Origin of the sequence: Phaeodactylibacter xiamenensis (assembly GCF_000759025.1) — a bacterium.
In the GTDB taxonomy this organism is placed as follows: Bacteria; Bacteroidota; Bacteroidia; order Chitinophagales; family Saprospiraceae; genus Phaeodactylibacter; species Phaeodactylibacter xiamenensis.
Window position 1 is genome coordinate 5,001 of sequence record NZ_JPOS01000014.1, and the last position, 26,735, is coordinate 31,735.

The window sequence follows — 26,735 nt, forward strand, 5'->3', positions numbered from 1 at the left end:
CAAAGATAAAACTTGATTTTTAAACCACCAAACTTATTTTGCAACTTTTTCAACCGCTCTTCCGAGCAACGCCTCTCTTGCGAAGCGACTGCAAATGTAAAACGCTTTTTTATTTCTCGCAAGCAACGCCCCTTTTTTTCTCGATCGGGGAAAGTCAGGTGGCGGCCATCATTTGGTTATCTCACAAAACCAGAGCCATGTCGAAATCAAAACACTAAATCTACAGGGCCACATACTGGCAATCGTCTGGTTTTCGGCCGAAAATTTTTTTTAGCCTGCTACCGGAGCAGCTCAATAGCCCGCTCCAGCGCTTCATCTTTTCCGCTCAGATAGTCCGCGCGGTCGTTCTGTACGACCTCATCGGGCGGCAACCCAATGCCTTCGTAGCTACTGCCATCAGCTGCCCTCCACTCTCCGATGCTCATGCTATAGCCCCATCCATTGGGTAATTCCCGAAGCAGCAGGTTGGAAAAAGCCCCCGCGGTGGTGTCCCCTACTGTGGTTACCTGCGGCGAAGTGCGCATCGCCAGAGCAAAGGTCTCCCGTGCACTGATCGTCTGCCGGTGCGTGAGCAGCACGACGGGCTGCCCGAATCTTCCCCCTTTTGGTTCAATGAGCCATTGCTCGGGCGTTGTGAAATCATCCGGCCCGGGACCATTCTTAATGGAAGTAGTCATATAAAGCCGGCGCTCTGCCCTGAAATACGAAGCCACGGTTTTCCCGTCAATATGCTTCTCGCACGAGAGCGAAACAAGGCTAAGAAGGATACATATATATATGGTGTACTTTTTCATCATTGATTCATCTAGAATGTTAGGTTTTGGGCGTGCCCATGCCTTATCGGCACATGGGCGCTACGTTTCGGAGCTCGCTATTTGCTCGGCCACTACGCTGCGCATGGGTCTGGCTTCAAAGCCACCCCTTCACATCGCTCACGCTAAAAGAAATAAACAAGGTCTACACCGTGGGTAAAAACACGCAGCGGGCGCGGGTCCGGGTAGCTTAGCCACTCCATATTATAGTAAGCCCCCACCGACTTAGCATCTTCCAGGGGCAAGACATAGCCCGCCCTAAAACGCGGATTGAACAACTTTGGGAAAGCCACCAGTTGGGTCCCTGTGCGCAAGTACCCAAAATAATAATTCGTCTCATCTGGCAAAGAAGGGTCGAAGGCATAGTTCGGCCGCACCACCAGGCTGCTAACAGGAAGGCTAAACGCGGCTTCCACACCGCCTTTCCACACCGGATAGCGGTACTGATATGCCGGGCCAAGGGCTACCTGCGTAAACTGCCAGGTGTCTATCCCCAAACCCTTGTAGACATAGCTGGTATGAAAGGAAAAGCCAGGTAACGGCTGTCAGTGCCTTTGAACTGAGGCGCACTCAGGAGGATACCCCCAAACACAAGACCCTGTGCAAGGCTGATAAAAATGGTAAGATCAAGTAATGAAAATGGCATAGGTCAGACAGCTGTCCCTGCAAAGGCAACAATAGTTTGCGGGCCTGACTTGTCCAGGTTTGTCCAAAAATATACTGATGCCCCATCTTAAAAGACAAGGCATCAGCATCAAATTTTACGATTTCAGCTCGCACTTAAAACCGGGCATAACCGGTTACATGAGAAAGTGCAAATACCCGAATGAGGTCCTCACCTTCTTCTGCCAGTTCAAAAGCCCCCCTTATGATTTTGAGGGTAACCAAAGAGCCTTCAGGAATATCTGGGAAGTCATTCACTTGAAAAACATAGCTACCGTCATCTTCCGTTTGGATATAGTTGACAATTTCTTCTGGGAAGTCATCTACGAAGTTAGGGTTCTCTACAGCTGCATACTGGACAATTATATAAACCCCAAGCTCATTCATCTGATCAGCATTCCAATTTAGCACGAAGCTATTTGACAACTGCGGCACTTCATTGATATCGACTTCTAAGGCATGAGGGATATATAATTGAGTCAAAATTCCGTTTCTTCCAATGACGCCTTCACCTTCTAACAAACTAACGGAAACCGTTTTCCCAAAAAGGTCATTATAAATCGGATCGTGAGGATACCGGTTGGTACCTTCTTCAAATTTAAGTTGAAGGTCATCGACTGCGATACTAGAATATTTGCAGATATCTTTACCGGGAACACAGGCAGTGGATACCAAGGTAACCCTATCTTCTTCTGAAAATCCGAAGTTAGCCTGATAATTGTCAATGGTAAGTGATGCATCAAGGCTTTCATTAGTAACTGCCCTGTAAATATCGATTAGGGTTAGGGTTTCTTTCAGTTTAGAAAGGGACAGACTATCTTTAGTACACCCAAAGCCTAATAATGCTAACGTAAATAAAACAAATACTATTCGCATAGCAATTGGTTTTTTAAAGGCAATCAACAATAGCCGAATATGGTTTAGCAAAAATAAATGCATCATCAAAACAAACTGTTTGTTCATCTTGACCTACATCAACAAATTCACGATCGGTGCGAAATCTAACGATATAATCATTAGCACACCCAGAACAATTAGTACCTGCTGCCTGGAACCGAGGTGACCTTAAATAAAGTTCGATGTGATAATCGGCAACCCCCCGATTAGTGGCCCTGTAAATATCAGGGCACATGGTAAAATACTCTCCTTGTCCGAAATCTGAGCTTATGGGCATAGGGCGCCCACCCTGAGACTCAAAATAGCAAGTAGCCTCCATTGGAAAAGCGGGAGGAGACATTCTAAATACGACATGAGGAACTCTCGCTGAAAAGACGTTGATTTAGCTCAGAATTGCAACTCCGCCATTACTACCGCCCGTACCGCTTCTTCCGCTTCCCCTTTTTTACTTCACTCCGCTTTTTGACGTACTCTTTCTTCCGGAACTTCTTTTGGTCGTCAATAAGCTTCTCAATGAGGTCTTCCCGGCCGATGCTGATGAGCTTCTCGCGGATCTGTTTATGGTTCTCCCGCTTGTGCCAGAAGAAAAACATGTGTTGCTGCCGTTTTTCCGTTTTGCTCTTGGCTGTGTAGACCGGCTTGAGGGTGTAGGGGTGCACGCCGGTGTAATAGATGACCGTGGCAACTGTCATGGGGGTGGGTGTAAAATCCTGCACCTGCTCCAGCTTGAAGCCCATGTCTTTGGTTTCAGCCGCCAGGTTAGCCATGCTTTCCTCTTTGGAGCCCGGGTGGCTGGAGATAAAGTAAGGGATAAGCGGCTGATTAAGGCCGTGCTTTTTATTGATCGCATCGTATTTCTTCTTGAACTCGTGGAAGTGCTTGAAGGAGGGCTTGCGCATGATCCGCAGGGTATCGTCTGAGGTGTGCTCGGGAGCTACCTTGAGGCGGCCGCTGATGTGGCAGGTCACCACCTGCTCCATGTATTCGTCGAGGCTGCCATCGTTATTCTTGTTGTAACTATCCACCAGCAGGTCGTAGCGGATACCACTGCCCACAAAGGCTTTTTTCACCTCAGGGTGGGCGTCCACTTTGCGGTAAAGCTCGGTCATGGGCTTGTGGCTCGTGTCCAGGTTAGAACAGACGACCGGATGTATGCAGGAAGGCGCCACGCAGCGGTCGCAAATCTCCTGCACCTTGCCTTTCATCTTGTACATATTGGCAGAGGGGCCCCCAAGGTCGCTGATGTAGCCTTTGAAGTCGGGCATCTTGGTCACTTGTTCCACTTCTTTAAGAATAGACTCCTCAGAACGGCTGGCGATGAACTTGCCCTGATGTGCAGAAATTGTGCAAAAGCTACAGCCCCCGAAGCAGCCACGGTGCATATTGACCGAAAACCGGATCATCTCGTAGGCCGGAGGCGTCCCGCGTTTTTTGTACTTGGGGTGGGGCATGCGGGTGTAGGGCAGGTCGAAGGACTTGTCAATCTCCTCTTCCTCCATAGGTGGGTAGGGCGGATTGATGACGAGGGTCTTTCCGTTAACCTCCTGAAGGATGCGCTTGGCCTGCACCTTATTGGACTGCTGCTCTACGTGTTTGAAATTGGCAGCGAACGCCAGTTTGTCCCGCAGGCATTTCTCATGAGAATTGAGCCAGAGGTCTTCCCAGTTTTTATTTTTCGGCACCTGCTCCGGGTCCCGCTGTATGGCGGTTTGCAGTACCGTATCGATGGCGTGGAAGGGCACCCCTTTTTGCAGCAGGCGCACGATCTCCCTCAGCGGCAGTTCGCCCATGCCATAAACGAGCATATCAGCCCCGCTCATTTCCAAAATATTAGGGAAAAGCTTATCGGACCAATAGTCGTAGTGCGTAACACGGCGCAAAGAGGCCTCAATGCCACCGATGAGCACCGGCACGTCCGGATACAGCTGCTTAAGGGCTTTGGTGTAGACCATGGTCGCATAGTCAGGCCGGAAACCAGCAGCACCGCCCGGTGTGTAGGCATCTGTGGAGCGGCGGCGGCGGGCAGCGGTGTAGTGGTTGACCATACTGTCCATACAGCCGGAGGTGACCCCAAAGAAAAGGCGGGGCCTGCCCATTTTCTTAAAGTCGCGCAGGTCGTCCTGCCAGTTGGGCTGTGGTACGATAGCCACACGCAGGCCTTCGCTTTCCAAAATACGGCCGATGACGGCAGTGCCGAATGCCGGGTGGTCTACGTAAGCGTCCCCGGAAATGATGACCACGTCCAATTCATCCCACCCTCTTGCTTCCACTTCTGCCCGGGTGATGGGCAGCCACTCTGATACGGGCCTATTGTCTAGCATGACCAGTTTTTTTCACTTGTGTCGATTCAATCTGCAAACATACAAAACCCTAACAATCAATGGGTAAAAAGGGGTCACTTATGAGGCTGAAAAATTCAGGTAAAGTGCACGCAAAGGGAAAAAAGGCATAGCTATGCCCAGTGAATTTACCGGTCTTTGCGAAAACCGCCACATACGATGCGTGAAACACCCCCCAAAAGCACCAACCCGCAGCGGGAAAGGCACCAAAATCCAATACAATTGCCTATTTTCGGGAAGCGAAACCAACTAAAACCAAGCGCATGTCTGCCGAAAAGTACATCAAGAACTATATTAATGGTGCCCTTGTGCCCGCAGTGTCCGGTGACTACCTGGAGAACCTAACGCCCTCCACAGGAGAAGTGTACAGCTATTTTCCGGATTCCGGCCCGGCGGATGTCGATCAGGCCGTCAAAGCGGCTCAGGAAGCCTTTCCCGGCTGGTCCAATGCGGAGCCCCGCACCCGTTTCCGGCTGATGATGCGCATCGCTGACATTATAGAACAAAATCTGGAGGTTTATGCCAAAGCAGAAGCCCTGGACAGCGGCAAGCCTTTCACCATGTCGAGCACGGTGGATATCCCAAGAGCGCAGTCCAATTTTCGCTTTTTTGCGACAGCCGCTCTGCAATTTGGGTCCGAAAGCCACCACATGGCCGGTAGTGCCATCAACTACACCCTGCGTCAGCCCCTTGGTGTAGTCGGTTGTATATCGCCCTGGAACCTGCCGCTCTACCTGTTCACCTGGAAAATCGCACCGGCACTGGCCGCCGGCAATACAGTTGTAGCTAAACCTTCCGAACTGACGCCCATGACCGCCTTCCTTCTGTCCCAGGCCTGCATTGAAGCCGGGCTGCCTGCAGGAGTGCTAAATATTGTGCACGGTCTTGGCCCTAAAGCCGGGCAAGCCATTGTAGAACACCCCGGAACCAAGGCTATTTCCTTTACCGGAGGGACGAAGACCGGGCAGCATATTGCCCGCACGGCCGCGCCTATGTTCAAGAAGCTCTCTCTGGAGCTCGGCGGCAAAAATCCCAACATTATCTTCACAGACTGTGACTTTGATGAGATGATGGTGCAGACTTTGCGCTCTTCGTTTTCCAATAATGGACAAATATGCCTGTGCGGTTCCCGCATTTATGCACAACGGCCAATCTACGAACGCTTCCGGGACGAGCTGGTCAAACGCACCCAGTTTCTGAAAGTCGGGCCGCCCCTGGCCAAGGACACAGACCTGGGCGCGCTGGTTTCCAAAGCCCATATGGAAAAAGTGCAGTCTTACCTCAGCCTGGCCGAAGTGGAAGGCGGGAAAATCCTTTGTGGCGGAACCGTGGCCAATCCGGGAAGTACCTATGAAAATGGGTACTACCTGCGGCCGGCAGTTATAGAAGGGCTGCCCATCGACTGCCGTACCAATCAGGAAGAAATTTTTGGTCCCGTAGTCAGCATTGCCCCATTTGACACAGAAGCAGAGGCTTTGGAACTCGCCAATGGCACCCCGTACGGCCTTTCCGCCACCCTATGGACACAGGACGTAAGCCGGGCACACCGCATGGCTGAACACTTGCAGGCAGGCATCGTATGGGTCAATTGCTGGATGTTGCGCGATCTGCGTACCCCATTTGGCGGGATGAAGCAATCAGGTATAGGGCGCGAAGGAGGGCAGGAAGCGCTGCGTTTCTTTACAGAGCCCAAAAATGTCTGTGTCAAATACCGCTAAAACGGCGGTATTTTTTACTTCCGGAGCTGACCTAACAAGGTGCTTGCGAAAAATGTGGAAAGCAGAGGGCTTATCCACACGTTTTCCACATTTATAAAAGCCAAATAAACTCAGGCCTGAAAAAAATTCTATTCGCCCAGGGTGCGGCCCTGTCAAATATTTTTCCAGGTGCCCAGCTTGTACTAGCATATGTATTAAGCTTTGAGCGCCAATACCTGCTAAGGTACGTTGAGCTTGTAAGCCGGGCATTCAAAATTTACCAAAGAAGCTTGCCTTTCCGGCAAAAAAATACCATCTTTGAATATTAGATGGCGTTGCTAAAATTTCCCATCCGAAACATAACCCGATCCAGATTGGGGGAATAGTCTCCCTTCCGGTGGAATTGAGAAGACGCGCAGCACCAGTCCGGAGCAATTCATAGCTGTGGGCCACAGCTGCTTACCCCAATTTGCTTAAAGCTTGTCAAGACTTCCCTTCGTACATCCGGAGGGCTACTTTGAAAGGCGACCTTCCATTACGGGATGTATTTCCCCTACGGAGAAGTGCACAAATACGATCTACTTAGCCTGCAGCTGAAGGGTCTAAAAGAGACTTCAGCCTGTACGACCTCAAACCAAACTACCCCCTATTGCTCTGGCATGGAGTGACCGGGGTAATCCAGGTTAAGCGATTTTACCCGCAGTGGCTGTATCCGGAAAACTGGATTAACAGAGCCGCTCCGGGAACAAATACACGGTCTGAAGAAGATGGTGTGCTATATTAAAGAATTAACTACAACAGAGGATATCAAAAGGCAGCAGCAATGACTTACAAAGCTATTTTTTCCGGTCACTTCGAGTTCGGCACCGAACGCAGCTACCAAAAAATGGTAGACATGTTCGAGCACCGCTCTGAAAATTATTACCGCAACGCAATTCTGCTCAACGGAGAAGAAGTCTTCGATGAGAAGTCTCAGTCTTTGCATGTGCCCCGGCACATTGCTCAGGCAGCGACTTCTAAAGAGTGGAACAATACCATCAACATTCTGAACTTTGTGGCGGATTATGCTATCGCCGGCAGTTTCAGCGCATGGATGGTCAACGATGGGCAGGTGGTTAAACACCACTTCATCGAGCCCAACAGCGACAAAGCAGCGGTACAGGCTTTTCTTAAGGGCCGGGAACTGGTTCAGGAAGAAGGCCGGGAAAAAGAAGCTATGAAGGCCCTTAGCCGGGCTATTGACAAGTATGAACGTCATGCCAAGGCCTACGAACGCCGTGGTTTTGTGAATCAGCAGCTGCGCAACTACCAGGATGCGATCTACGATTACTCCAAGAGTATCGACATCAACCCGAATGCGGCTGAGCCTTACCTTGGTCGGGCATTAGTCTACATCGTGAAGGAAGATTATGCAGCTGCGGCTGCTGACCTGGTCATGGCAATCAAAGGCTCCATCCCTTTACAGCCGATGTTCTGGCAGTCCCGCCGCATCAAGGGGGAATGCCATCTGAAGCTTAAACAGTGGGATAAAGCAGAATTTGAACTTAAATTTGTTACCAAACGTCAATTCACAGAAGATGATCCCAATTACAAGTGGCGCAAACGGGCTCTGTGTAATTACGGCATCGCCCTCTTCGAACAGCAAAAGTACCAAGACGCACTAAAGGCATTCGACGGTGCCCTTAGTATCAATACCGGGCTGGAAGTCCCACAATCCGAACTGTTGCTCTACCGGGGCATGACCCTGCAGCAACTGGGCGAATCGGGGTTTCAACAGGTCTGGGAGGAAGCCGCTAACTATGGCTCAGAGCGGGCTGCTGAATTGCTGCAGGCGATTTAGACTATGCCCGGAGCTTACTCCTACTGAAAACTAAGGACTTTAAACCCCGCAAAAGTGCGGGGCAGGCTCTCTGGAGTCATCTTTTTTAGCTTATTTGACCCTGACGATAAATGTCTGGATGTAAACACCCGCCAAACGTGCTAAAAAAGATTTGGCCGGAACCACGATTCCTTGATTTTCATGACGAACCCGCTCCAAGCATAGTCTAAATGCCCAGCTGCAGTTGCCTTTTGCCGAAAGACCCTGCCCTGATTATTCGGGGCAGGGTCTTTTCATTGATCTAAAAACCTTTAGCCTTCAACCCCCTTACACCGGTGTCTGCCATGGCTTGGGCTTTGGACGATTAGTCAGATGCCCCCAGCAGTGCACCCTGGCAGGTAGAAGCGGGACCTCCTGATAGCCGACGTATTCCGTCTCGTACTCCAGAAAGGCACAACGCGGACAGTGCATGCAATCCTGAGTGACGTTGGCAAAAGCCTGCCCCTCCCGGTAACCGGAGCGCCACCTTCGCTTGCCCAGTGGACAGTCCGTAGTCACATACTGATGATAGCCTTTATACAACCGGTGTTTGACCGGCCGGGCAATCGCCATTTTGCGCAAGCGGAACTCAGCCCGCTGCTGCGCCGGATTGAACAGCCACTTTTTATAGCCCGTCCCCTGCTGCAATTCGTACTCGAATGCGCGGATATCAGGCGACCCACTGCCTTGCAGAACCGCTTCGTACAACGATAGCGCATCAATTTCCAGGGCAGGCATACCTAATTTCCGAAGTTTTTGCTGCTTCCGGGGAGGTGTTTGGTGGGTGACGGCGATCTCCAGCAATAGTGCTCGCTGCCCCTTGCGGAGGATAAGATCCGGATAAAGCTGCCCGACATAAGGCTCTTCCTCCACCCTGTCGTACTTGAACAAATAAGGCTGAAAGTAAGCCACCGACTGCCGATGCAGGTACAGGGCCGGCACTACGATACTGCGCCTTTCCCGGAAGAGGGCTTTGATGCGCAAATGCAGGCCCGTTTCCAGCCCATGGCCACAGTCTGCCCCTCTGTAGTGCGCAAAATGGTGGGCGTGTTTGTTCCCTTTTTTGGCGACCATAGGCGCACCACAGGCTAAGCAGGAGCAACCACAGGATAATCCACGGGGGACTTCATCAATACTTACAATCTGCTGATTGCGGAGAGCGAAAGGTAAAGCGCGCATTTTTTACAACAAAATACACACGTTATCAAATAAATGCAACTCCCAAACCGTCATATTTCTTGTATCTTTAAGCAAAATCAAAAACCGAAACATGCGTATTTTATTCGTACTACTGCTCGCAGTGAGCACATTAACACTAAGCCAGGCACAGAAAACTTTTCAAGGAACCCTGGAGTACAGCTACAAGCTTAATGCAGAGGGAGAAGACGCCGGCATGATGGCCGCCTTTATGCCCGAAAAGATGATTACCCGCTATGGCGACAACCAAATGGCTACCGAAATGGTGGGTGGTATGGTGGCGAACATGATGGGGCGTATTATTGTCAGCAATGGTCAGTCCTATGTGGTCAAGGATAGTGAAAAAACGATCTTCGAAATGTCAGAAGAAGACATGGAGGAAGGGCAGGAGGCATTTGCCAATCAGGATCAGGCCAAAAAGGTAGACGGCGAGACCATGGAAATTCTTGGCTATACCTGCCACAAATACGTTCTTACCATAGCTAGCGACGAGGGCGGAAAAACCGAACAGGTGATCTGGGCAACAGACGCTTTTAAGGCGCCCCAGCTATCCGTGCCCAATCAGGGCAATGTATCGGCAACGGGTTTCTTCGGCTCCACCAATATCGAGGGGCTTCCGATGCGGATTGAAATAGCCACGCCCGGAGTAGATGGGGGGCTAATCATGGAGGTCGTCAAATTGGATGAAGCACCGGTTGATGCCACTCACTTTGAAAGACCGGACGGCTACACCGTAAAGCCTATATCAGAAATGATGAAGTTCTAACCCTCCTCCCCTAATTCAGTTCTGTCATGAAACCCTATACTATATTTTACATTGCTGCCCTTTTGTGGCTGAGCTCCTGCAGCCCGGCACCACAAGAGGCCGCGCCCGGTGAGATCGCCACCGAATTATACCAAACCCTGCAGGAACAACTGATCACCGCTGAGCCCGGAAGTGTAGTTGAAATCCCCGCTGGTACTTTTGAATTTGACCGCCCGCTTTCGCTCGATGGCATTCCCAGTGTCACCATTCGTGGTGCGGGCATAGACGCCACGGTGCTTTCCTTCCGGTACCAAAAAGCCGGAGCAGAAGGGCTGCGTGTAACGGCAGATTCGGTCACGCTTGAAGGGTTCACGATTCTGGATACGAAAGGAGATGCCATCAAGCTACAGGACTGCAACGGTATTACCATCCGCAATATCAAAACATCCTGGCGGGGCGGGGCTCACGAATCCAACGGCGGTTACGGGCTTTACCCGGTCTCAAGCCGGAATGTGCTCATTGAAGGTTGTGAAGCCAGCTATGCTTCTGATGCTGGTATTTACGTAGGTCAGTGTACTAATGTGGTCGTCCGCAACTGCTACGCCCACGAGAATGTAGCGGGCATCGAAATTGAAAATTGTACCCACGCTGAAGTCTACAACAACCGGTCAGAGCAAAACACCGGTGGCATCCTCGTCTTCGACCTGCCCGAGCTGCCGGCAGGCAATGGCAGGGACTGCAAAGTGTATGACAACGACATCATTGAGAACAACCACGCCAACTTTGCCCCTGAAGGCAATATTGTAGGAATTGTCCCGCCCGGTACCGGCATCATCCTACTCGCAGCTAAGGAGGTGGAGGTGTACAACAACCGAATTATCGGGCACAAAACCATTGGCACGGCCGTAGCCAGCTACTACATTACAGAGAACCCCTGGGAGGACAAAAACTACGACCCTTACTCTTACGACATCCGCATCCACGGCAATACCTACGAGCGCAAACGCGCCATGCCGGACCTCAGCAAGGATTTTGGAAAGATGGTCAACTACCTGTTTCCCGGCAAGCCACAGGACATTCTCTACGATGGCATTGTGGATGATACCCGCAGCGGCTCCAACCCGATGAACCTCTGCATTGATCAGCCGGGGGCTGATCTGCGGTTTGCCAATGTGGATGCTGCCAATGATTTCGAGGAGGTACAACAGGACGTCTCGGCCTATACTTGTGCCCCTAAAGGATAAAAAACATCAATGATGCGCCTTATTCGCTACAGCCTGTACTGCCTGATGCTCACAGCCCTGTTATGGCAGTGCCGTACCGCACCCGGAAATGTGGGAGCCGTAAAGTTTGACCCGGCCGCTGCCCCCTACCCCAAGCTGTCTGACTATGCCTTTTTCCAGGCATTGAGCCCGAATGGAGCCGTGCCCAATGCCGGTGTGCTCCCTTACGAGCCGATCACGCCCCTCTTTACCGACTATGCCCACAAGGCCCGCTATGTGTGGATGCCGGACAGTGTACAAGCCACCGTAGATGCCGATGGCCGCATTCTTTTCCCGGACCATACGGTGCTGATCAAGACCTTCTACTACCCGGCTGATTTTGCCCGCCCTGACCAGGACTGGGACTTGATCGAAACCCGGCTGCTTATGAAGCGGGATGGTGAATGGGATGCCTACACCTACATCTGGAATGACGAGGATACAGAAGCGGAGCTCAATCTGGTGGGTGATTTCAAACCTGTCAGCTGGGCCGATGAACAAGGCCTCGCCCGAACCGTAGAGTATGCGGTACCTAATAAAAACCAGTGCAAGAGCTGCCACAATCAGAATAAAAAGCTGCTGCCCATCGGCCCTAAGGTGCGTAACCTGAACGCAGCCCTGACTTACCCCGATGGTACAACGGCCAATCAGTTGGAACGCTGGCAGTCTGCCGGCAAGCTTACGGCAGGAAACTGGGCTGCGCAATTTGCCCCCCTGGCAGACTGGGACGACCCCAAAACGGGTAATATAGCGGATCGTGCCCTGGCCTATCTTGAGGTCAACTGCGGGCATTGCCATCATCCGGAAGGGCCTGCCCACACCACCGGGCTTTATCTCGGCACCGACTTTCAGGAGTATCCGGCACAACTGGGGATTTGCAAATCGCCTGTAGCGGCTGGCAAAGGCTCCGGTGGGCGGCAATTTGGTATTCAGCCGGGGCAACCTGACTCCTCTATTCTGTTGTACCGTATGGAAGCCGATGACCCCGGGGTGATGATGCCCGAAATCGGTCGTGCCGTGCCTCATAAAGAAGGTATTGCGCTGGTACGCGAATGGATTAAAGGGCTGGAAGGAGACTGTGGAAAGTAAAGCGGAATTTTTTAATCAAAAAAGGCTGCCCTAAAAATGACAGCCTAATGTGTGGGGAGAACAAAAAAGAGAAAAAGAATTGCTTTCATTTGGGGGGAGGTATCAGGAAGAAAGCAATCTCTTCTTTTTGTTGGTGCTTGGTGTTGTTCATGTCCTTGCGAATGCAATATAGTATGCCTGGATTTAGACTACAAGGAATATCACAAATTACACAAATCAACTAAACAAATGGCTATCAGCAACTTAAATCCATCCGTAGCATAATTGTTGCGCTCTCGTAGACAAGCTGTAGTACTTAATCAGGTCCAACGTAGGGCAAAAATCCGACTGCTTTGCCATAGACCGCCAGAAATTCATTCATTTTACAGCCCCCTCTCCACTCATAAAGCGTTACCCTAAAAAAGAAATAACCATGACCGCCACTCCCCTGCAGGAAGAACGCGCCAACACCCTCACACATGCCTTCGGATTATTGCTGGGGATCGTCGCCGTACCGGCTCTTCTTGTAAATCAATACGGCGCTGTACCGGCTCGGGAATGGCTGAGTATGCTGGTCTTTGGATTCACCCTATTACAAGTTTACGCAACGTCAACCATATATCATGCCGTAACCGGAGCGCGCTGGAAGTACCGCCTGCGCGTGCTCGACCACATCAGCATTTACTTTCTCATTGCAGGCACACATACGCCCCTGCTCGTACATTACCTTCCTGGAGAGAGCGGTCGTTTCTACCTCATTGTGATCTGGACAATGGCCTTCTCCGGCCTGATCTACAAGCTGTTTTTCTTTGGGCGGTGGGAATGGCTGTCGGTGGCTTTCTACCTCGTAATGGGCTGGATGGGCGCGCTCACCATTCCGGAGATGGCGCAGGAGATGTCTGCCCCTACTTTTTACGGGGTCATCCTCGGCGGTATTTCCTATACCCTGGGCGTTGTTTTTTATGCCTGGCACCGGTTGCCCTACCACCACGCTATTTGGCACCTCTTTGTAATTGGTGGGACGGCAGGGCACTTTTGGGCGATTGCAGCGATGTAGGCACAGAATCAGGACGCCCGGCGAAAGGAGTGCGCCGGGCGATAACACCGGGGGCTCTCCTTTCCCCCGGTGTTATCCGTTCCTGCGCCCAAAAGTAAAAAACACTCAAAATCAGAACGCCCGGCGAAAGAAGTGCGCCGGGCGGTAACGCCGGGGGCTCTGCCTTCCCCTAATCCGTCTCCGCATCCCCATTCACATCCCCAATTTTAATGGCGATGAAATCATTACCGATGCTTACAGCAGTAGCTAAGTCATTGATATTAATCACCTCCGGAAAGGCCTCTTCCCAAGGATTAGCAGGATCAGGAAAAACATAGGCAGCATCCACAAAACGCCAGCTGCTGAGGTTATCAAAGCTGGATTCTATGCCAAGGATCATGCGGCGGAGCTGAATAAGATCAAGGGCAGAAATGTGACCGGACCCATTGGTATCGGCAGCAATGCGTTTGTAAGGGCTGTCCAGCGGCTGTACGCCCAGGATATGCCGGCTGATCAGGACCATATCGAAGGTAGAAACGCCATTCAGGGGAGCTTCGTCGTATTCAGGTGTCAGGGTGTAATCGAGCCCCTCTGATATACTGGGAAATGCGTATCGCCCCATTTCATCAGTCAAAGCTGCTACAGATGACTGTCCGGAAATAGCTACTGGTACTCCTTCCAGGGGGGCACCGTTTTCCGTTCTTATTCGCCCACTAATGCCAAATAAATCTCCCACGCAGAGGTAACTCGAATTATTCTGGACCCAAAGGTACGAAATACAGTTACTGCTGTTTCCTAAATCATCCTGTGCATGCAGCTCCAGCACTTGTGTGCCTTCACGCTCACAATCCAACAAAATTGAGTACTGTTCGGGATCAACAGCCTCTCCTTCAAAGTTGATGGAGTAGGTGACCGGAGGGGTGCAGTCGAACACAGGCTGCGCTAAAACATCCTGGTAGGACAGGTAAGCCAGTGGACCCGTCTCTAAACCCGTTTCATAATCCAGCACTAACTCGACCAGGACCCCAACGTTGCATACCGGGGTGCTTATCCCACAATCTGTTACTTCGAAGGGCAATACGGCAGTCTGAACATTCCCGCATCCATCGTCCACCACCACCTCAAAGCTGTGCTGCCCCAGCGGATAGCTGCCACTCAGGCTGTAAGCCGGATAAGAACCACTTAGGGCATTGGCAATTGGGATTAGGCTGCCATCATTAAAAATATTGAGGAAGGCATCGACCTGCAATTGCCCGAAAGGGCAGTCCACCCCCACCTGGAAATCGTAGGCTACAGCGGCTGTGCAGTTGACGGTATCGTCTATGCATTGTGATGGAAGGGGGGCAAAAGTGATACTTATGGCGTCCTGTGCAGTCAGATGGAGCGGCGTAAAAAACAGCAGCCAACAAAGGCCGCAATAGAATAGGTTTAATGTCTTTTGAGTCGTCATTTCATGGGATTAGTGGTACAAAGCACCGGTTGAGAAAATATTTGCGCGCAGGTTTGTTCGGAGACATGGACACTTTGCAGGTGGGCTCAAGATAAGGGTTTTGCACGATAGTTGCAGATGTTCTGACCGGAAACCTTCCTAAAGGTACTACAGAAAAGCAAAAAAGCCGGGCACCCCAGGCACCCGGCTTACAAATCATACAAATCACAAACTTATTCTTACTCCGTCAGCAGCATCCGTTTGGTATCGGTGCCGAAGGCGGTTTCTATCGTGTAGTAAATCAGCCCGGAAGGCAGCTTGGCTTTGCTGACCATCCAGAAATTGTCACCGGCAGCTGCATCCTGAGTTTCCTGCAGCAGCAATCGGCCGGCCGCATCGCGCAGTGTGAAGGTCACATCGCCAGCCTCCGGAACGGTATAGCGAACTACTGTGGTTTCCCGGAAGGAGTTCGGCTCATTCTGATGCAGTGCGAACGGCTGGGACACATCCTGCGGCTGCACAAAGCCAAGCACGAGGCCGGATGTGCCGCTGACCAGATCATAAGCTTCCGTACGGGTCACTTCCGAATTGAGCGAGAGCATGTCGCTGAGCAGCCCGCCCTGTATGGCTTTCGCACGAACGGTGAAAAGCAGGTCTCCTTCGTTCAGCCCTTCCGTTTCCATATTCCAGCTGCCCGTCAGCAGCCTCTGATCGAGGTGGGCCAGCCCGAAGTGCCCTTCCTGCATAGCCGCGTATTCAATCTGCTCCAGTTGCAGCCCTCCGAGCTTCAGGGTAAACTGATGCCCAAGGAGGCGCACCGCATCGTTGACCCGGAACGGGATTTCCACCGTTTGGCCAGGCAACACTTCCTGCTCCGGTGTGTGGAGGACAAAACTGTGGCTGTAGTTACGGCTCTCAATACTGCTGAAACTGTTAGCCACGGCATCACCGGTCACATCCCCCACCTTTACGGCGACGAAGTCCAGCCCATTGATGCCGGTAGCCGGCAGGTCATTCAGGTTCACAAGTTCAGGGAAGGCTTCATCCCAGGGCTCCAGCGGATTGGCAAAAACGTAGTCCGCTTCCACAAACCGCCAGCTCGTATTGTTGCTAAAGCCGATCTGTACGCCCAGGATCATTTTCCGGAGCTGAATCATATCGAGCGTTGTGATGGACCCTGATTGATTGACATCCGCAGCAATCCGCTTGTACGGGCCATCTACAGGGGAAATCCCCAGGATGTGGCGGGAAATCATCAGCAGGTCGAAGGTACTCACGCCGTTAAGCGGGTCCGTGTCGAGCTGCGGCGTCACGGTATAATCCAGGCCAGGCTGTATATCATAGAAGCTATAGGTACCATCGTTTTCAGTCATGAAGTCTGCACCGGTCCCTCCAGATAAGCCAACCATTACGCCTTCAACCGGATCATCGTCCTCGGTATGAATCAAACCGGCAATACTTGGTGTTGCATCCCCGCAGACCGACATATTGTCCTGTACCAGAATATAGGTCTCGCAGAAGTCGCCATTGCCGGCAGCATCATAGGCCCAGATTTCGATGACCGGCGTACCCGCATCATCGCAGGTGAGCACCAGGCCGGTCTGATCAGGATCGTTTGGCTCACCAACCCGGTTAATAGAGTACTGGATCGGCTCAGAGCAGTCCGGGCTTTGAGAAGCGACGTTCACGTAGTCGCTCGCCCAGATTTCGGCCATGCCCTGCCCCGGGTCGGGCAGATTGTCGCCATCCAGATCTACCGGCATCAGCTCCACGGCTATACCATTGAGGCAGATTGGTGCCGGTGCCTTGCAGTCTTCCACTGTAAACGGTATCGTCACCAGGTCGGAATTGCCGCAACCATCTTCCACCACTACTTCGAAGGTGTGGTCTCCAATTGGGAAGACCCCTTCGATCGTGTAATTCGGGTAAGCGCCTGACAGCGCATCTGTGAGTACCTCAAAGCTACCATTATTGAAGGCATCAACTGCGACCGTGATGGACAGCGCATCCGGAGTACAGTCTTCGGCTACGGTAAAGCCATAGGTGACCGTTGCATCACAGTCCTCGCTATCGAGGGAGCAGAACGGATCTGCCGTACCGAAGCTGATGACCGGCGCCTGATCGTCGTACACCTTAATGATCTGCGTGTACTGATAGTAGCCGGTTTCGTCATATTCAAAGCTGTAGTAGTCATCAGACACCCCGCACAGGTTCACACCCGGCACGTTGTTATCTGGTGTTTCGTCCGTATCCTCGTCAAAGTAGATTTTACCATTCGGGCGGGCCAGGAGCCACACATGCGCATCACCCGGCGTGCCGTTGCAGTCTTCGTCCCGGCCAACCAGGTGAGGATCGCTCTCCCCATCGTACTGACACCAGTTGATGACCTTCCAGGTCCGGAAGATTTTGTAGCATTCGTCCCCGGAAGCGGAGAAGAACTCATCTTCATGGGTAACGGCAAGCAAGTCACAGGCCAGCTCATTGTAGCTCACTGTATCCGGTGTGGCTGTACCGCAGTTGGACTCCGCATCTGCCGGGAACTTAATTTCGTAGTTGTGGACTTCGTTAATGGTAATCGATTGTACGCAGCTGTTGGTACTGCTCAGCCCGTGGATGTCCGTTGCACGGAAAATGCGGGTGATGCTGCCAAAACCACACTCCAGGTCGGCATTGGAGGCAATTTGCTGCACGGCATCCACCCCACAGTTGTCGGTAGCAGTGGGGGCCCCAAAGAGCTCTTCCAGCTGATCCGCATCTGCTGCATCAAATCCGTAGGGCAGGTCATCACAATCGACCACCACGTTATCCGGTGCCTCACAGTAAGGCGCGAGTTTGTCTTCCGGCACTACGGTTATCCAGCATAGGTTTTCATTGCCATGCACATCGGTCACGTGCAATTCTACCTTGATGGAGTCATTGACATCACAGCAGTTGAAGTCGATATAGTCACCCCAGGCTGAGAAGTAAGGAGTTGCCAAAGGCGAGCAGGTCACGCTGTCGATGTTGTACTGCCGGCGCACCGAGATGCTCTCCAGTCCACAACCGTCCCAGCTGCCCTCATCCACATCGTGAGCAAAGACGCGACCGTAGCCACCACCACCCACGGTGACATTCAACTGATCATTACAAATGGCTGCCGGGTCAATCTGATCTTCCACCATTACCGTAATGCTGCAGTCCGTACGCCGGCCGCAGGCATCGGTCACGTGGTAGTCAACCACATAAACGCCTACCGACAAATTGCTGAGCAGGTAAGTGCCATCGGGTTGCAGGGACAGGGCGCCGCCGCTCACAGATACCCGGTAGGTGGCTTCCGCACAGCCTTCCACGAGGTTCGGTTCAGGCAGGGTCAGGAATGCCGAGCAGCCGAATGGGGAGGTACTGATGACCTGATCTTCCGGGCACAGAATTTCCGGTCCGGTGAAATCAGTAATGCGTATCGTTTGCACATGCTCTACGGCAGGCTCGCTTGTAGGCAGGCAGTAGTTGCGCACCTTCCACGTCCGCAGGATAAGGGAGTTCCCTTCGCAGGTCTCGTACACTTCATCTTCGTAGAAGACCGCTGCTGAGCAGAAACTGTTGTCCAGGATATTGGTCGTACCATCAAGGGTTGGATAGCCCAAAGAGTCCGGTGATAGCAGGTTCGGGTCAGCAGCAACAGCCTGACAGCTTAGTGGCGCTTCCTCCACGCCATTGTAATCAGGCGGGAAAACCACCTGATCGAGCTGCAGTTCCTGCACTACAATGCTTTGTATACAACTTGCAGCATTGCCCTGCCCATCCGTTACCGTCCAGGTCCGGTTAATATTGACGCGGGGGGACGCACACTCGCCATTGTCCACAAACTCGTCTGTATAAGTAATCGTTACACCGCCCGGCACGCAGGAGGTTACTTCAGGTTCGCCCAGGGCTGCCGGGCTCACGTCATCACTACAGAGGACGGTTGCATCAGCCGGGCAGATGAATTCCGGTTCTTCCTTGAACTCAGCCCGAACGATACCCCAACAGCATTCTCCTGTGGATGCATCACAAATTTCTGCGATGATGTATTCTCCCGCCAGGTCGAGTGGAATAACAGGCTCTGGCAAGGCTTGCCCGTTGTAAGATGGGTTTTGCGGTATCAGCGTGATATTGTAGTTGTCGTAGCAACGGTAGTCGTTGCCCTCCAGTAGCATATCCGCAGTGATCAGGGCCTCACAATCCGGCCCAAGGGACACATTGATGGTGTCGTTGCAGGTCAGTTCCGGATGTGTTGGCGTATACTCTACAATCGTTTGGGTATAGGTACAGCTGGTTTCGTTGCCAGTGGCATCACTTGCTGTAATCGTCACCACGGTTTCGCCAATTGGCAGCAACGCATTGAGAGGTGGATCGTAGGTAAAGAAGACCACGCCGCAGTTGTCCTCGTCGATCTGCGGGTTGGGGAAAGCCCTGCCCTCACATTCGGTAGGGCCAAGCTCCACCACCACATCATCGGGGCAGATCAGTTCCGGGGCTTCAAGGTCATTGATTTGTACCGTGAAGATATTCTCAGAGACATTGCCCGATTCATCTGTAAGGGTGTAAATGACCGTGGAAACGCCTAACGGGAAGTTGAAGGACACCTCCTCGTTTACCGGCGCACCGGGGTCCAGGCTCTGCGTCGTGAGCACATCACCGTCCTCATTTTCGATAACCATAGAAAGGCTTCCCCCTTCCGGGCCATTATCAAACATCACCGGGTGTACCCAGGTAAAGGGTGCCTGGCAAAGCCCGGTGCCTGCATTCAGTGTCACATCTTGCTGATTTGCCAATGCAGAAGCGGCTACAGGGGCACTGCTGAAGGTATTGCTATTGCCCTGTGGGTCATAGGTCAGCCACTCCTGAATGGATAGTCGCCAGCCGTTGATGAGGATGGGGGTATCGGAAAGTTCGGCGTTATGCCCGGCCTGAAGGGTCCAGGTACCTTGCACGTCTCTGCCGCTCAGCAGGTCGAGGTCGCCCAATGCATTCAGGTTTTCATTGCTGTTGAGACGGATGCAGAAGTACGGCAGGATGTTGTCAATGTCACTGTCGAACGTAAACTGCGCACCCGCAGTAGCACCACAGATGGCATCTGCCAGTACGATTTCCTGTCCGGACGGGCTTATGAGGGTGAGGCTGAGGTTGCCAAACTCCGGAATTTCGCCCTGGAAAATCAGGTTCACATCTGCAATCGTATAGCTGTCTGTGATGTCAATGGTCGAGGTCATACATTCCCCGGCTTCGAGCAGCATATCACTGCCTGTGTAGATGTAGGGCTCGCTGTACAGCCCGAAGAGCGGGAATTCGTTATCATTTACGGTCACGTCGAAACCACATTCCACCCGCACAGTAGACTGTGCCTGAATGGCCGTTTGCGTACCATTTGGCACCGGGCTAGCAAGGAAAGGGTTAGGCTGCCCGACAGACGTTGGCATACACTGCTCGCCGTAGGCAAAATCAGCCGCGGTATTGGTATCCCAAACACTCGTGCGGACGATGCCTGAACCGTTGCCGGGCACGAAGCCGCTCCAGTCAGCAAATGGTAGGGTTGCTGCGGTAGAGAAGCTGCCAAATACAGCTGCATCCAGGATTGCTCCACTTAGGCTAACGACATAGGCGGCCCCGGTCGTGGTGCTCAGGTCTGATGCTCCGGGCACGTTGAAAATGCAGTTGGCCGCATCATCGGCACCGCTTCCGAAGTGTACAGCAAGTACTCCACCGGGCTCAAGTACAATACCTGTAGGCACCACCAGGGTATCGCGCCCGCCGTTATGAATACGCTCTATCTGCAGTTGCGATACGTCAAGGTCAGCAGAGTTGAAGTTGGCGATCTCCACATAGTCGCCTGTTGGGTTACTAGCCGCAGCGGGCAGCGGTAGTGTACCAGCTACAGGATCGCTAATATCATGCGTGACCTCCGTAATCAGGAGCAGTGGCATATCCTGTACAGCATAACTTACGGTATAAGTCCCCAGGTCGAAGAAGGTGCCACTGGCATCATCAAAGCCACTGTTGACCACTTCGCCCGTTTCATCTTGTATGCGGTAAATGACCGTTAGGTTGTCCCCGCAGTTGTCAGTCACACCGGCAGGAGCGATATTGTCTACGACGGCTCCGGCATCACCCGGGTCGTTATTCGTGGTTACATCACCTGTACAGGTAATCGTCGGTGGGGTATGGTAATCGTTGACCACTACCTTCACGTCGCAGCGGCTCGTATTCCCGGCGTTATCTGCTGCCTCCCAGGTCATTACGGTGATGCCAACGGGGAAGAGGTCTCCGGAAGTCAGCCCGGTATCATCGATCTGGGTAACGGAAGCCACTGCACAGTTATCTTCTGCCAGCGGGAGGGAGAAGTTGGCATAGGCGCTGCACCAGGTATCAGGCGCATCCACAATCACGGCTGGCTCAGGGCAATTCACAAAAACAGGGCTGATGGTGTCCTGCAGGGTCAGTTCCACAGCGCAGGTGTCGGTATTGCCTTCTATATCCACCACGGTGAGGACCACGTAAAGGGAATCGCCATGGTGGGTGCCAAACAAGGTATTAGGGCTCGGCACCTGATATACGGTATCGATGGGTGCGCAGTTATCTATCGTCAGCTCGGCAGCCAGGTTAGGCACCTTACCGGCACAGAAATTCTGCTCCGCGTAGATGATACGGTCTTCCGGGCAAATGATCGTCGGAGCGGTCTCGTCTACCAAGTTGACCTCTGCGGTACAGAAGGAGCTGTTGCCCGCTTCATCAGTAGCTTGCAGGTACACCGTTACCAGGCTGTTGATCAGGTCGTCAAGATCAAATTCAATTTCATCGACATAGTTCTGGTTATCGAGGCTGTTGACCAGCATGATTGTGCCGGAGCCAGTGGTACAGTTATCGGTCGTCCCGGCATCAAGGCGGTCTGGCGTCAGGAGGTAGTCACAGCTGGCGCCAACGGGCACAGTAATATCCTGACAAAGAATTTCCGGGTCCTCCAAATCGTGCACGATCACCATTACACTACAATCCGTGAAGTTGCCGGCCAGGTCTTCCGCCCGGTAGGTCAGCACGGTAGTCCCGATGGGGAAGAGGTCGCCCGGTGTCAGGCCTGTATCGTCAATCTGGGTAACCGTAGGGATATCGCAGTTGTCGTCCGCTACGGGCAGGGCGAAGTTCGCAAAGCCCTGGCAGAGGTCTTCCTGCGTTTCTACTTCCACTACCGGCTCGGGGCAGTTGGTAAAGTAGGGTGCGTCATCGTCGGAAACAGTGACTTCAAAGCTGCACTCATCAAAATTGCCAACGGCATCTTCGACATAGTAGGCTACGGTAGTCGTCCCCAGTTGGAATTCATACTCACCAGTAAACTGGCTGGGGATCGGCTCCGTAATGTCAGGGTTAAGCAGGGTCGTCAGGTCGAAGGGCCCTTCGATGGAGCCATCCGGGTTCGTAATAGTATAGGTGTATAAGATGACATCGCAGTTGTCAGTGGGGAGCACATGGTCCCAGCTGTACTGACTTTCGCAATTCAGGGGCTCTGTGAAGAGGTCAGCTGCACCGGTGCACAGCAGCTCGGGGCCTTCCGTATCGTCGTCATTATCGCAGGAGCCGGAGCGGAAGATTTCACACCCACGGGCGTCCACAACCGCAATCGACCAGGTAGGCTGAGTGTAGACAATGTGCAGCTCGCCAAGGTCCTGCTCAAAGTCATTGATGTCAAAGCCACGGCCGGGATCGTAGATAAACTCTCCGTCCACATCGTCAATAATACCGTCGTTATTGACATCGATTTGACCACCATCGTACTGAATGGTGTAAGGCTCAAGCCCCCCGGTAACGGTACCGAGGTCTACGATGCGCTCGTTTTGTACGATACACTCGCAGTCCGGCTCCGGCATATCGAGTGGCTGACGGAGCTCAAAGGTTTCGTGTACGATTTCAAGGCAGTTCGCGAGGGCGAAGTTGCCATTCTGCGGGATATCGAGCCCAGGCAATGCCAATGCGTAAGATACGGTTACAAAGCCCGTGCCTTCGCCCGGCTCGTAAATACCATCTGAGGAGATCACGCCCGGGTCAACAGAGGAAGAACCGGCTGCTGGCGCGAACGCCGTGATACCGAAGGCTCCCACTCCATCGCCAAAGAAGGGGCTGTTTTCCACCTGATCGTGGGTCAGCACAGAACCATTGGGCAGGGTGATGGTCAGGTAGTTGCGGAAGTCCAGCTGAGAAGGGTTATTCGCTTCAAAGCAGATTTCCGGGGCATCAAAGCTCAGCTGAACGCCATCGAAGAAATCGCGGACGGTCACTTCTGCCAGGCAGTTGGAGCGGTTGCCAAATTCGTCGGTCACCCGAAGGTTCACGTAGTTGGCGCCTACCTCCGTACAGTCGAAGAATACCGATGGGCCGAATACCTGATCTGCCTTTGCAATCAGGATTTCCGGGCTCGGATCACAGTTGTCAAAGCTGCCGGCATTGATGTAAGACTCGCCCGTGAAAGGGTCCATTGCAAATACCGTCACATTACCGGTATTGTCCAGTTGTACTTCCACATCCTGACACTCCGCTACCGGACGCTGTGCATCGAGGATTTCCACCAGGAAGCTGCAGGTCTGCATTTCGTTCATATCCAGGATATCGCCATCGCCGTTGATGTCGACCATCATGGTGTAAGTGACAGTAGAGACACCTACCGGGAATTCTTCTCCACTTGCGTCATTGAAAGTCCCCTGATTAGCTTCGCTATATAAGGTATTGGTCACCACATCAATGAAGCCAGTGCCATCCGGATAGTCGATAGCGTAGTTGATGACACTTGCACAGCCCACGCCTTTTACCGGAGCAAGGCCGGTGATGATGGCGGAGCACTGATCCACATCGTTCTTGAGCACAAGGTCAGGTGGGCATTCAAGCACAGGGTCGCCGGGCTCTACTACTACCGGGAAGGTGCAAGAGGATTCCACTCCCGCACAGGAATAAGCTGTGTAGGTGACCTCATAGGTACCGGCCGGCAACTCAGAGCCAGGCAGTGGTCCAGCGGTTTGATAGACGCCCGGCCCGTTGGGTACGATAGGCGCAGGGGCTGTACCGTTGAAGAACGTCAGGTCTACGCCGTTGGTTACGCCAATGAAAGGCAGCACCTCGCCGTTGCAACCATCGTATACCTGAGGGATGGACCAGTTGGCCTCGGTCGTGCAAGCCAGATCTTCGGTGAAGACATAGCCGCTTTCGTTGCAGCTGGCAAAAGTAGGCGGTGTGGTATTGATAACCTGAATTTCACGCGTTTCCTCGTCACTAAACAGCAGGTTGGCACCACACTGCGCAGAGACCAACACCTGCTCAATAACATCACCAGCCACAGGGATAAACCCAAGAGGCAGCAGATCGATGAGGTTGATATCATCGGCGTGGACGACGCCACAAGCCGATTCGGGGAACAGCGGAAAGCCTACCACATTACGAACGGTTATGGTACCACTTTTAGTGGTGATATTGTTCGGGATGGTCACCCGGCCATTATCTGGAAATTCGTACTCTTCAGCCAGGTAATCGAAGGCGCCATCACCATCCGTATCTGCTACAATGATGCCACCACCGCCGGCTTCCGGGCCACCGATAACATCACCCAGCAGGCCAAATACAAACTGCCCGATTGTTTGATCACAGGCATCTTCAAAGGATCCAAGTGGAAGCGGGTCAAAGCAGGGCTCTGCAAAACCTACATCTACACAGAATTCATAGGTAATCACATCACAAACCACCTCAGCTGCGTCGTTAATACTACCCAAGGTTGGCCCACCTGTCACAGCATCGCCAATAGCTCCGCCTAAACTACCCTGCCAGTCAACCTCAACGGATTCATCCGAACACTGGATCACACCGTTGACAGGGTCGACCTCCGCCCCAAGCAGAGGGGGCGTTTCAAGAGAAATCAACGAACACCCAATCAGCAGTCCTGGCTGTGTATTGATTACACAGGGGTCATGAAGCCCCTCATCGGGTGGGCACTGGGAGCTGAACGGTGCGTTGGCACCACAGTCCAGCCCGTCATTGAATACCGTGAAGATTTCACAATCAGTGGCATCACAGGTGGCATTCGATTCTTCCAGGCAAATCTCGTAAGTGATAGAACCGGCACCAACGGGTGCAGACAGGGTATTACTGCCGAGGTTACCGGTCATCACCGTTGTTCCGTTGTCGATTGTCACGACCGGATTAGGACCGGAGCTGTTGCGGCCGACATTGATAGAAAAAGTAGTATTGGAAGTACACAGCGGAGATGTAGCCCCACTAATTGTTATATCGGGGTCCGGCCCGATAGAGATGTTCAGGGTAGCCTCGTCCTGATAAGGAGGGTTTGCACATCCATTATCGTTTGGAGCCAGGTAGCGAATGGTAAAAGTCCCCCCACCCGGAGGCACTGTCATTTGATTTCCGTCAATGGTTGCGGAGGGCCCGGAAACGATGGAGAAGTCTCCGCCACCTGTTATAGCACCATCATATAATATGACCAGGTCTACGGTTCCGCCTTCCGCCACACAGTCAATATCCGTATTCTTCAGGCTCGCCCGCGGAGCCCGGAAAATCTCAAAGGGCTCTGAAACAGAAAAGTAGCAATCTCCATAGCTTACCCGGTAGTTGGCGTTATAGCTGCCGGGATCCGCATCTGATACGTCGAACGCTCCGGTCACTATATCGAAGACCCCACTACCCGGGTTAGGGGTGATAGAATAGCCAACGGCAATGCCAGCGAGAATGGCATCGAGCGGGTTGATGAATGGTGTGCCCGTAACGTTAAAATCTGCTCCATCCTGGCAACGGTCGCTGATGGCAGCTACTGACAAGTCCAAATCATACTCAAAACGCGCCTCATCGATGCGGGCATTGAAGGCATCGCCGGTCACCCATCCGGCCTCAAAGTTGAGGTACTGAATGTCGATATCTCCATCGCTTAGGTCACTGGATACGTTGGCCGCACTTACGATATAGTCGATACAGCGGGGAGAGCCGGCGGAAGTCGTTGAGCCAAAAGCCCCCTGATTGGCAAAAGTCTGCCCGGAGATGCGCACATCCCAGCGCTCATTGGGATCATTCATGTCACCATAATAGCATAAGGTGATTTCCATATCGTCGGTAGCAACAAAACTGGCAGCCACGAGCGTGGGAGTAACCCCAAAGCTGGTGCTGTAGCTCACCGCCGGGTCCATAGGGCCAGGTTGGGTGTACGATTGAGACAGGTAGCCACTGGACCCCCGGGTATAGGTACACTGCGCATTCAGGGCAGGCCAGGCAGCTCCAAGAAGCAGGGCCAACAGCAGTGAGCAGCGCAGCGCCTGAGACAGCCGCTCTGACGCATAGGAAGAGCGTAAAAGTAGAGTTTGCTTCATCACATTCATGAGTATGATTTGTAAAAAGGTGTCAATACGAACCCTATCCTGCCTGGGCATACCCCTGTCAGGATGAGCTAAATCGGTTGCTGGAAATCGGGTTGTTGATGGGCCAGACAGTCTTTACTACTGACAGTTTTGGTGCAATAGGTCGGTCGTCAAATCATTAGTGTCAGCGGCTTTGACTGCCTGATTTTTTGTGGGAACCTTGGGTTGTGCATACGGAGACTTTTCACCAATCGGTAAAAAGCGCTTGATTTAGGAATGCTCAAAATTACGTGCCTGAGTGCTTTTGCAGCTATCCTGATGTTCTGAAAAATGGGACATATTGCCTTTCACATACTTGAAAAAGGGGACACATTGGGTATT

Annotated in this window: 13 protein-coding genes; 6 read left to right on the plus strand and 7 right to left on the minus strand. The window is 52.5% G+C overall.

Features of this window, described 5'->3' with window-relative positions; translation table 11 throughout:
• Positions 1-278 precede the first annotated feature (278 nt).
• From IX84_RS05785 to IX84_RS05800, 4 genes are all read right to left on the minus strand, one after another.
• On the minus strand, positions 279-797 hold the full coding sequence (locus IX84_RS05785; protein WP_052515794.1) for a S41 family peptidase: 519 nt from the start codon (positions 795-797) through the stop codon (positions 279-281).
• A 140-nt stretch (positions 798-937) separates the two neighbouring features.
• Positions 938-1,309: a hypothetical protein gene (locus IX84_RS05790; protein ID WP_044217442.1), complete on the minus strand. Its 372-nt coding sequence runs from the start codon at positions 1,307-1,309 to the stop codon at positions 938-940.
• 283 nt (positions 1,310-1,592) lie between these two features.
• Positions 1,593-2,351: a hypothetical protein gene (locus IX84_RS05795; protein ID WP_044217444.1), complete on the minus strand. Its 759-nt coding sequence runs from the start codon at positions 2,349-2,351 to the stop codon at positions 1,593-1,595.
• A gap of 431 nt (positions 2,352-2,782) precedes the next feature.
• Positions 2,783-4,693: a YgiQ family radical SAM protein gene (locus tag IX84_RS05800; protein ID WP_044217446.1), complete on the minus strand. Its 1,911-nt coding sequence runs from the start codon at positions 4,691-4,693 to the stop codon at positions 2,783-2,785.
• Between the two features lie 281 nt (positions 4,694-4,974).
• Between IX84_RS05800 and IX84_RS05805 the strand changes: the two genes are divergently transcribed.
• Together IX84_RS05805 and IX84_RS05810 are read left to right on the plus strand one after the other, a co-directional pair.
• Complete coding sequence (locus tag IX84_RS05805; protein WP_044217448.1) at positions 4,975-6,429, plus strand: aldehyde dehydrogenase; 1,455 nt, start codon at positions 4,975-4,977, stop codon at positions 6,427-6,429.
• 802 nt (positions 6,430-7,231) lie between these two features.
• Positions 7,232-8,248 carry a tetratricopeptide repeat protein gene (locus tag IX84_RS05810; RefSeq protein ID WP_044217450.1) on the plus strand — a complete coding sequence of 339 codons (1,017 nt, stop codon included), beginning with the start codon at positions 7,232-7,234 and terminating at the stop codon, positions 8,246-8,248.
• Positions 8,249-8,554: 306 nt separating this feature from the next.
• Here the strand turns inward: IX84_RS05810 and IX84_RS05815 are convergent, their stop codons facing one another.
• The gene (locus IX84_RS05815; protein ID WP_044217452.1) at positions 8,555-9,445 is read right to left on the minus strand and encodes a competence protein CoiA family protein; all 891 of its coding nucleotides are present in this window, start codon (positions 9,443-9,445) and stop codon (positions 8,555-8,557) included.
• Positions 9,446-9,536: 91 nt separating this feature from the next.
• On the opposite strand from IX84_RS05815, the gene IX84_RS05820 reads away from it, so the two are divergent.
• From IX84_RS05820 to trhA, 4 genes are all read left to right on the plus strand, one after another.
• Positions 9,537-10,229: a DUF4412 domain-containing protein gene (locus IX84_RS05820; protein ID WP_044217454.1), complete on the plus strand. Its 693-nt coding sequence runs from the start codon at positions 9,537-9,539 to the stop codon at positions 10,227-10,229.
• 26 nt (positions 10,230-10,255) lie between these two features.
• Entirely contained in the window at positions 10,256-11,452 is a 1,197-nt protein-coding gene (locus tag IX84_RS05825; RefSeq protein ID WP_072013642.1) for a parallel beta-helix domain-containing protein, read from the plus strand.
• A gap of 9 nt (positions 11,453-11,461) precedes the next feature.
• Positions 11,462-12,559 carry an SO2930 family diheme c-type cytochrome gene (locus IX84_RS05830; RefSeq protein WP_052515795.1) on the plus strand — a complete coding sequence of 366 codons (1,098 nt, stop codon included), beginning with the start codon at positions 11,462-11,464 and terminating at the stop codon, positions 12,557-12,559.
• A 412-nt stretch (positions 12,560-12,971) separates the two neighbouring features.
• A complete protein-coding gene (gene trhA / locus IX84_RS05835; protein ID WP_044217457.1) occupies positions 12,972-13,595 on the plus strand; it encodes a PAQR family membrane homeostasis protein TrhA in 624 nt (207 codons plus the stop codon).
• A gap of 169 nt (positions 13,596-13,764) precedes the next feature.
• Here trhA and IX84_RS05840 read toward each other — a convergent pair whose 3' ends face one another.
• Positions 13,765-15,024 carry a dockerin type I domain-containing protein gene (locus IX84_RS05840; RefSeq protein ID WP_044217459.1) on the minus strand — a complete coding sequence of 420 codons (1,260 nt, stop codon included), beginning with the start codon at positions 15,022-15,024 and terminating at the stop codon, positions 13,765-13,767.
• A 218-nt stretch (positions 15,025-15,242) separates the two neighbouring features.
• Positions 15,243-26,366, minus strand: coding sequence for an HYR domain-containing protein (locus tag IX84_RS05845; protein ID WP_160213675.1), 11,124 nt, complete (start codon positions 26,364-26,366; stop codon positions 15,243-15,245).
• Between the last annotated feature and the right edge of the window lie 369 nt (positions 26,367-26,735).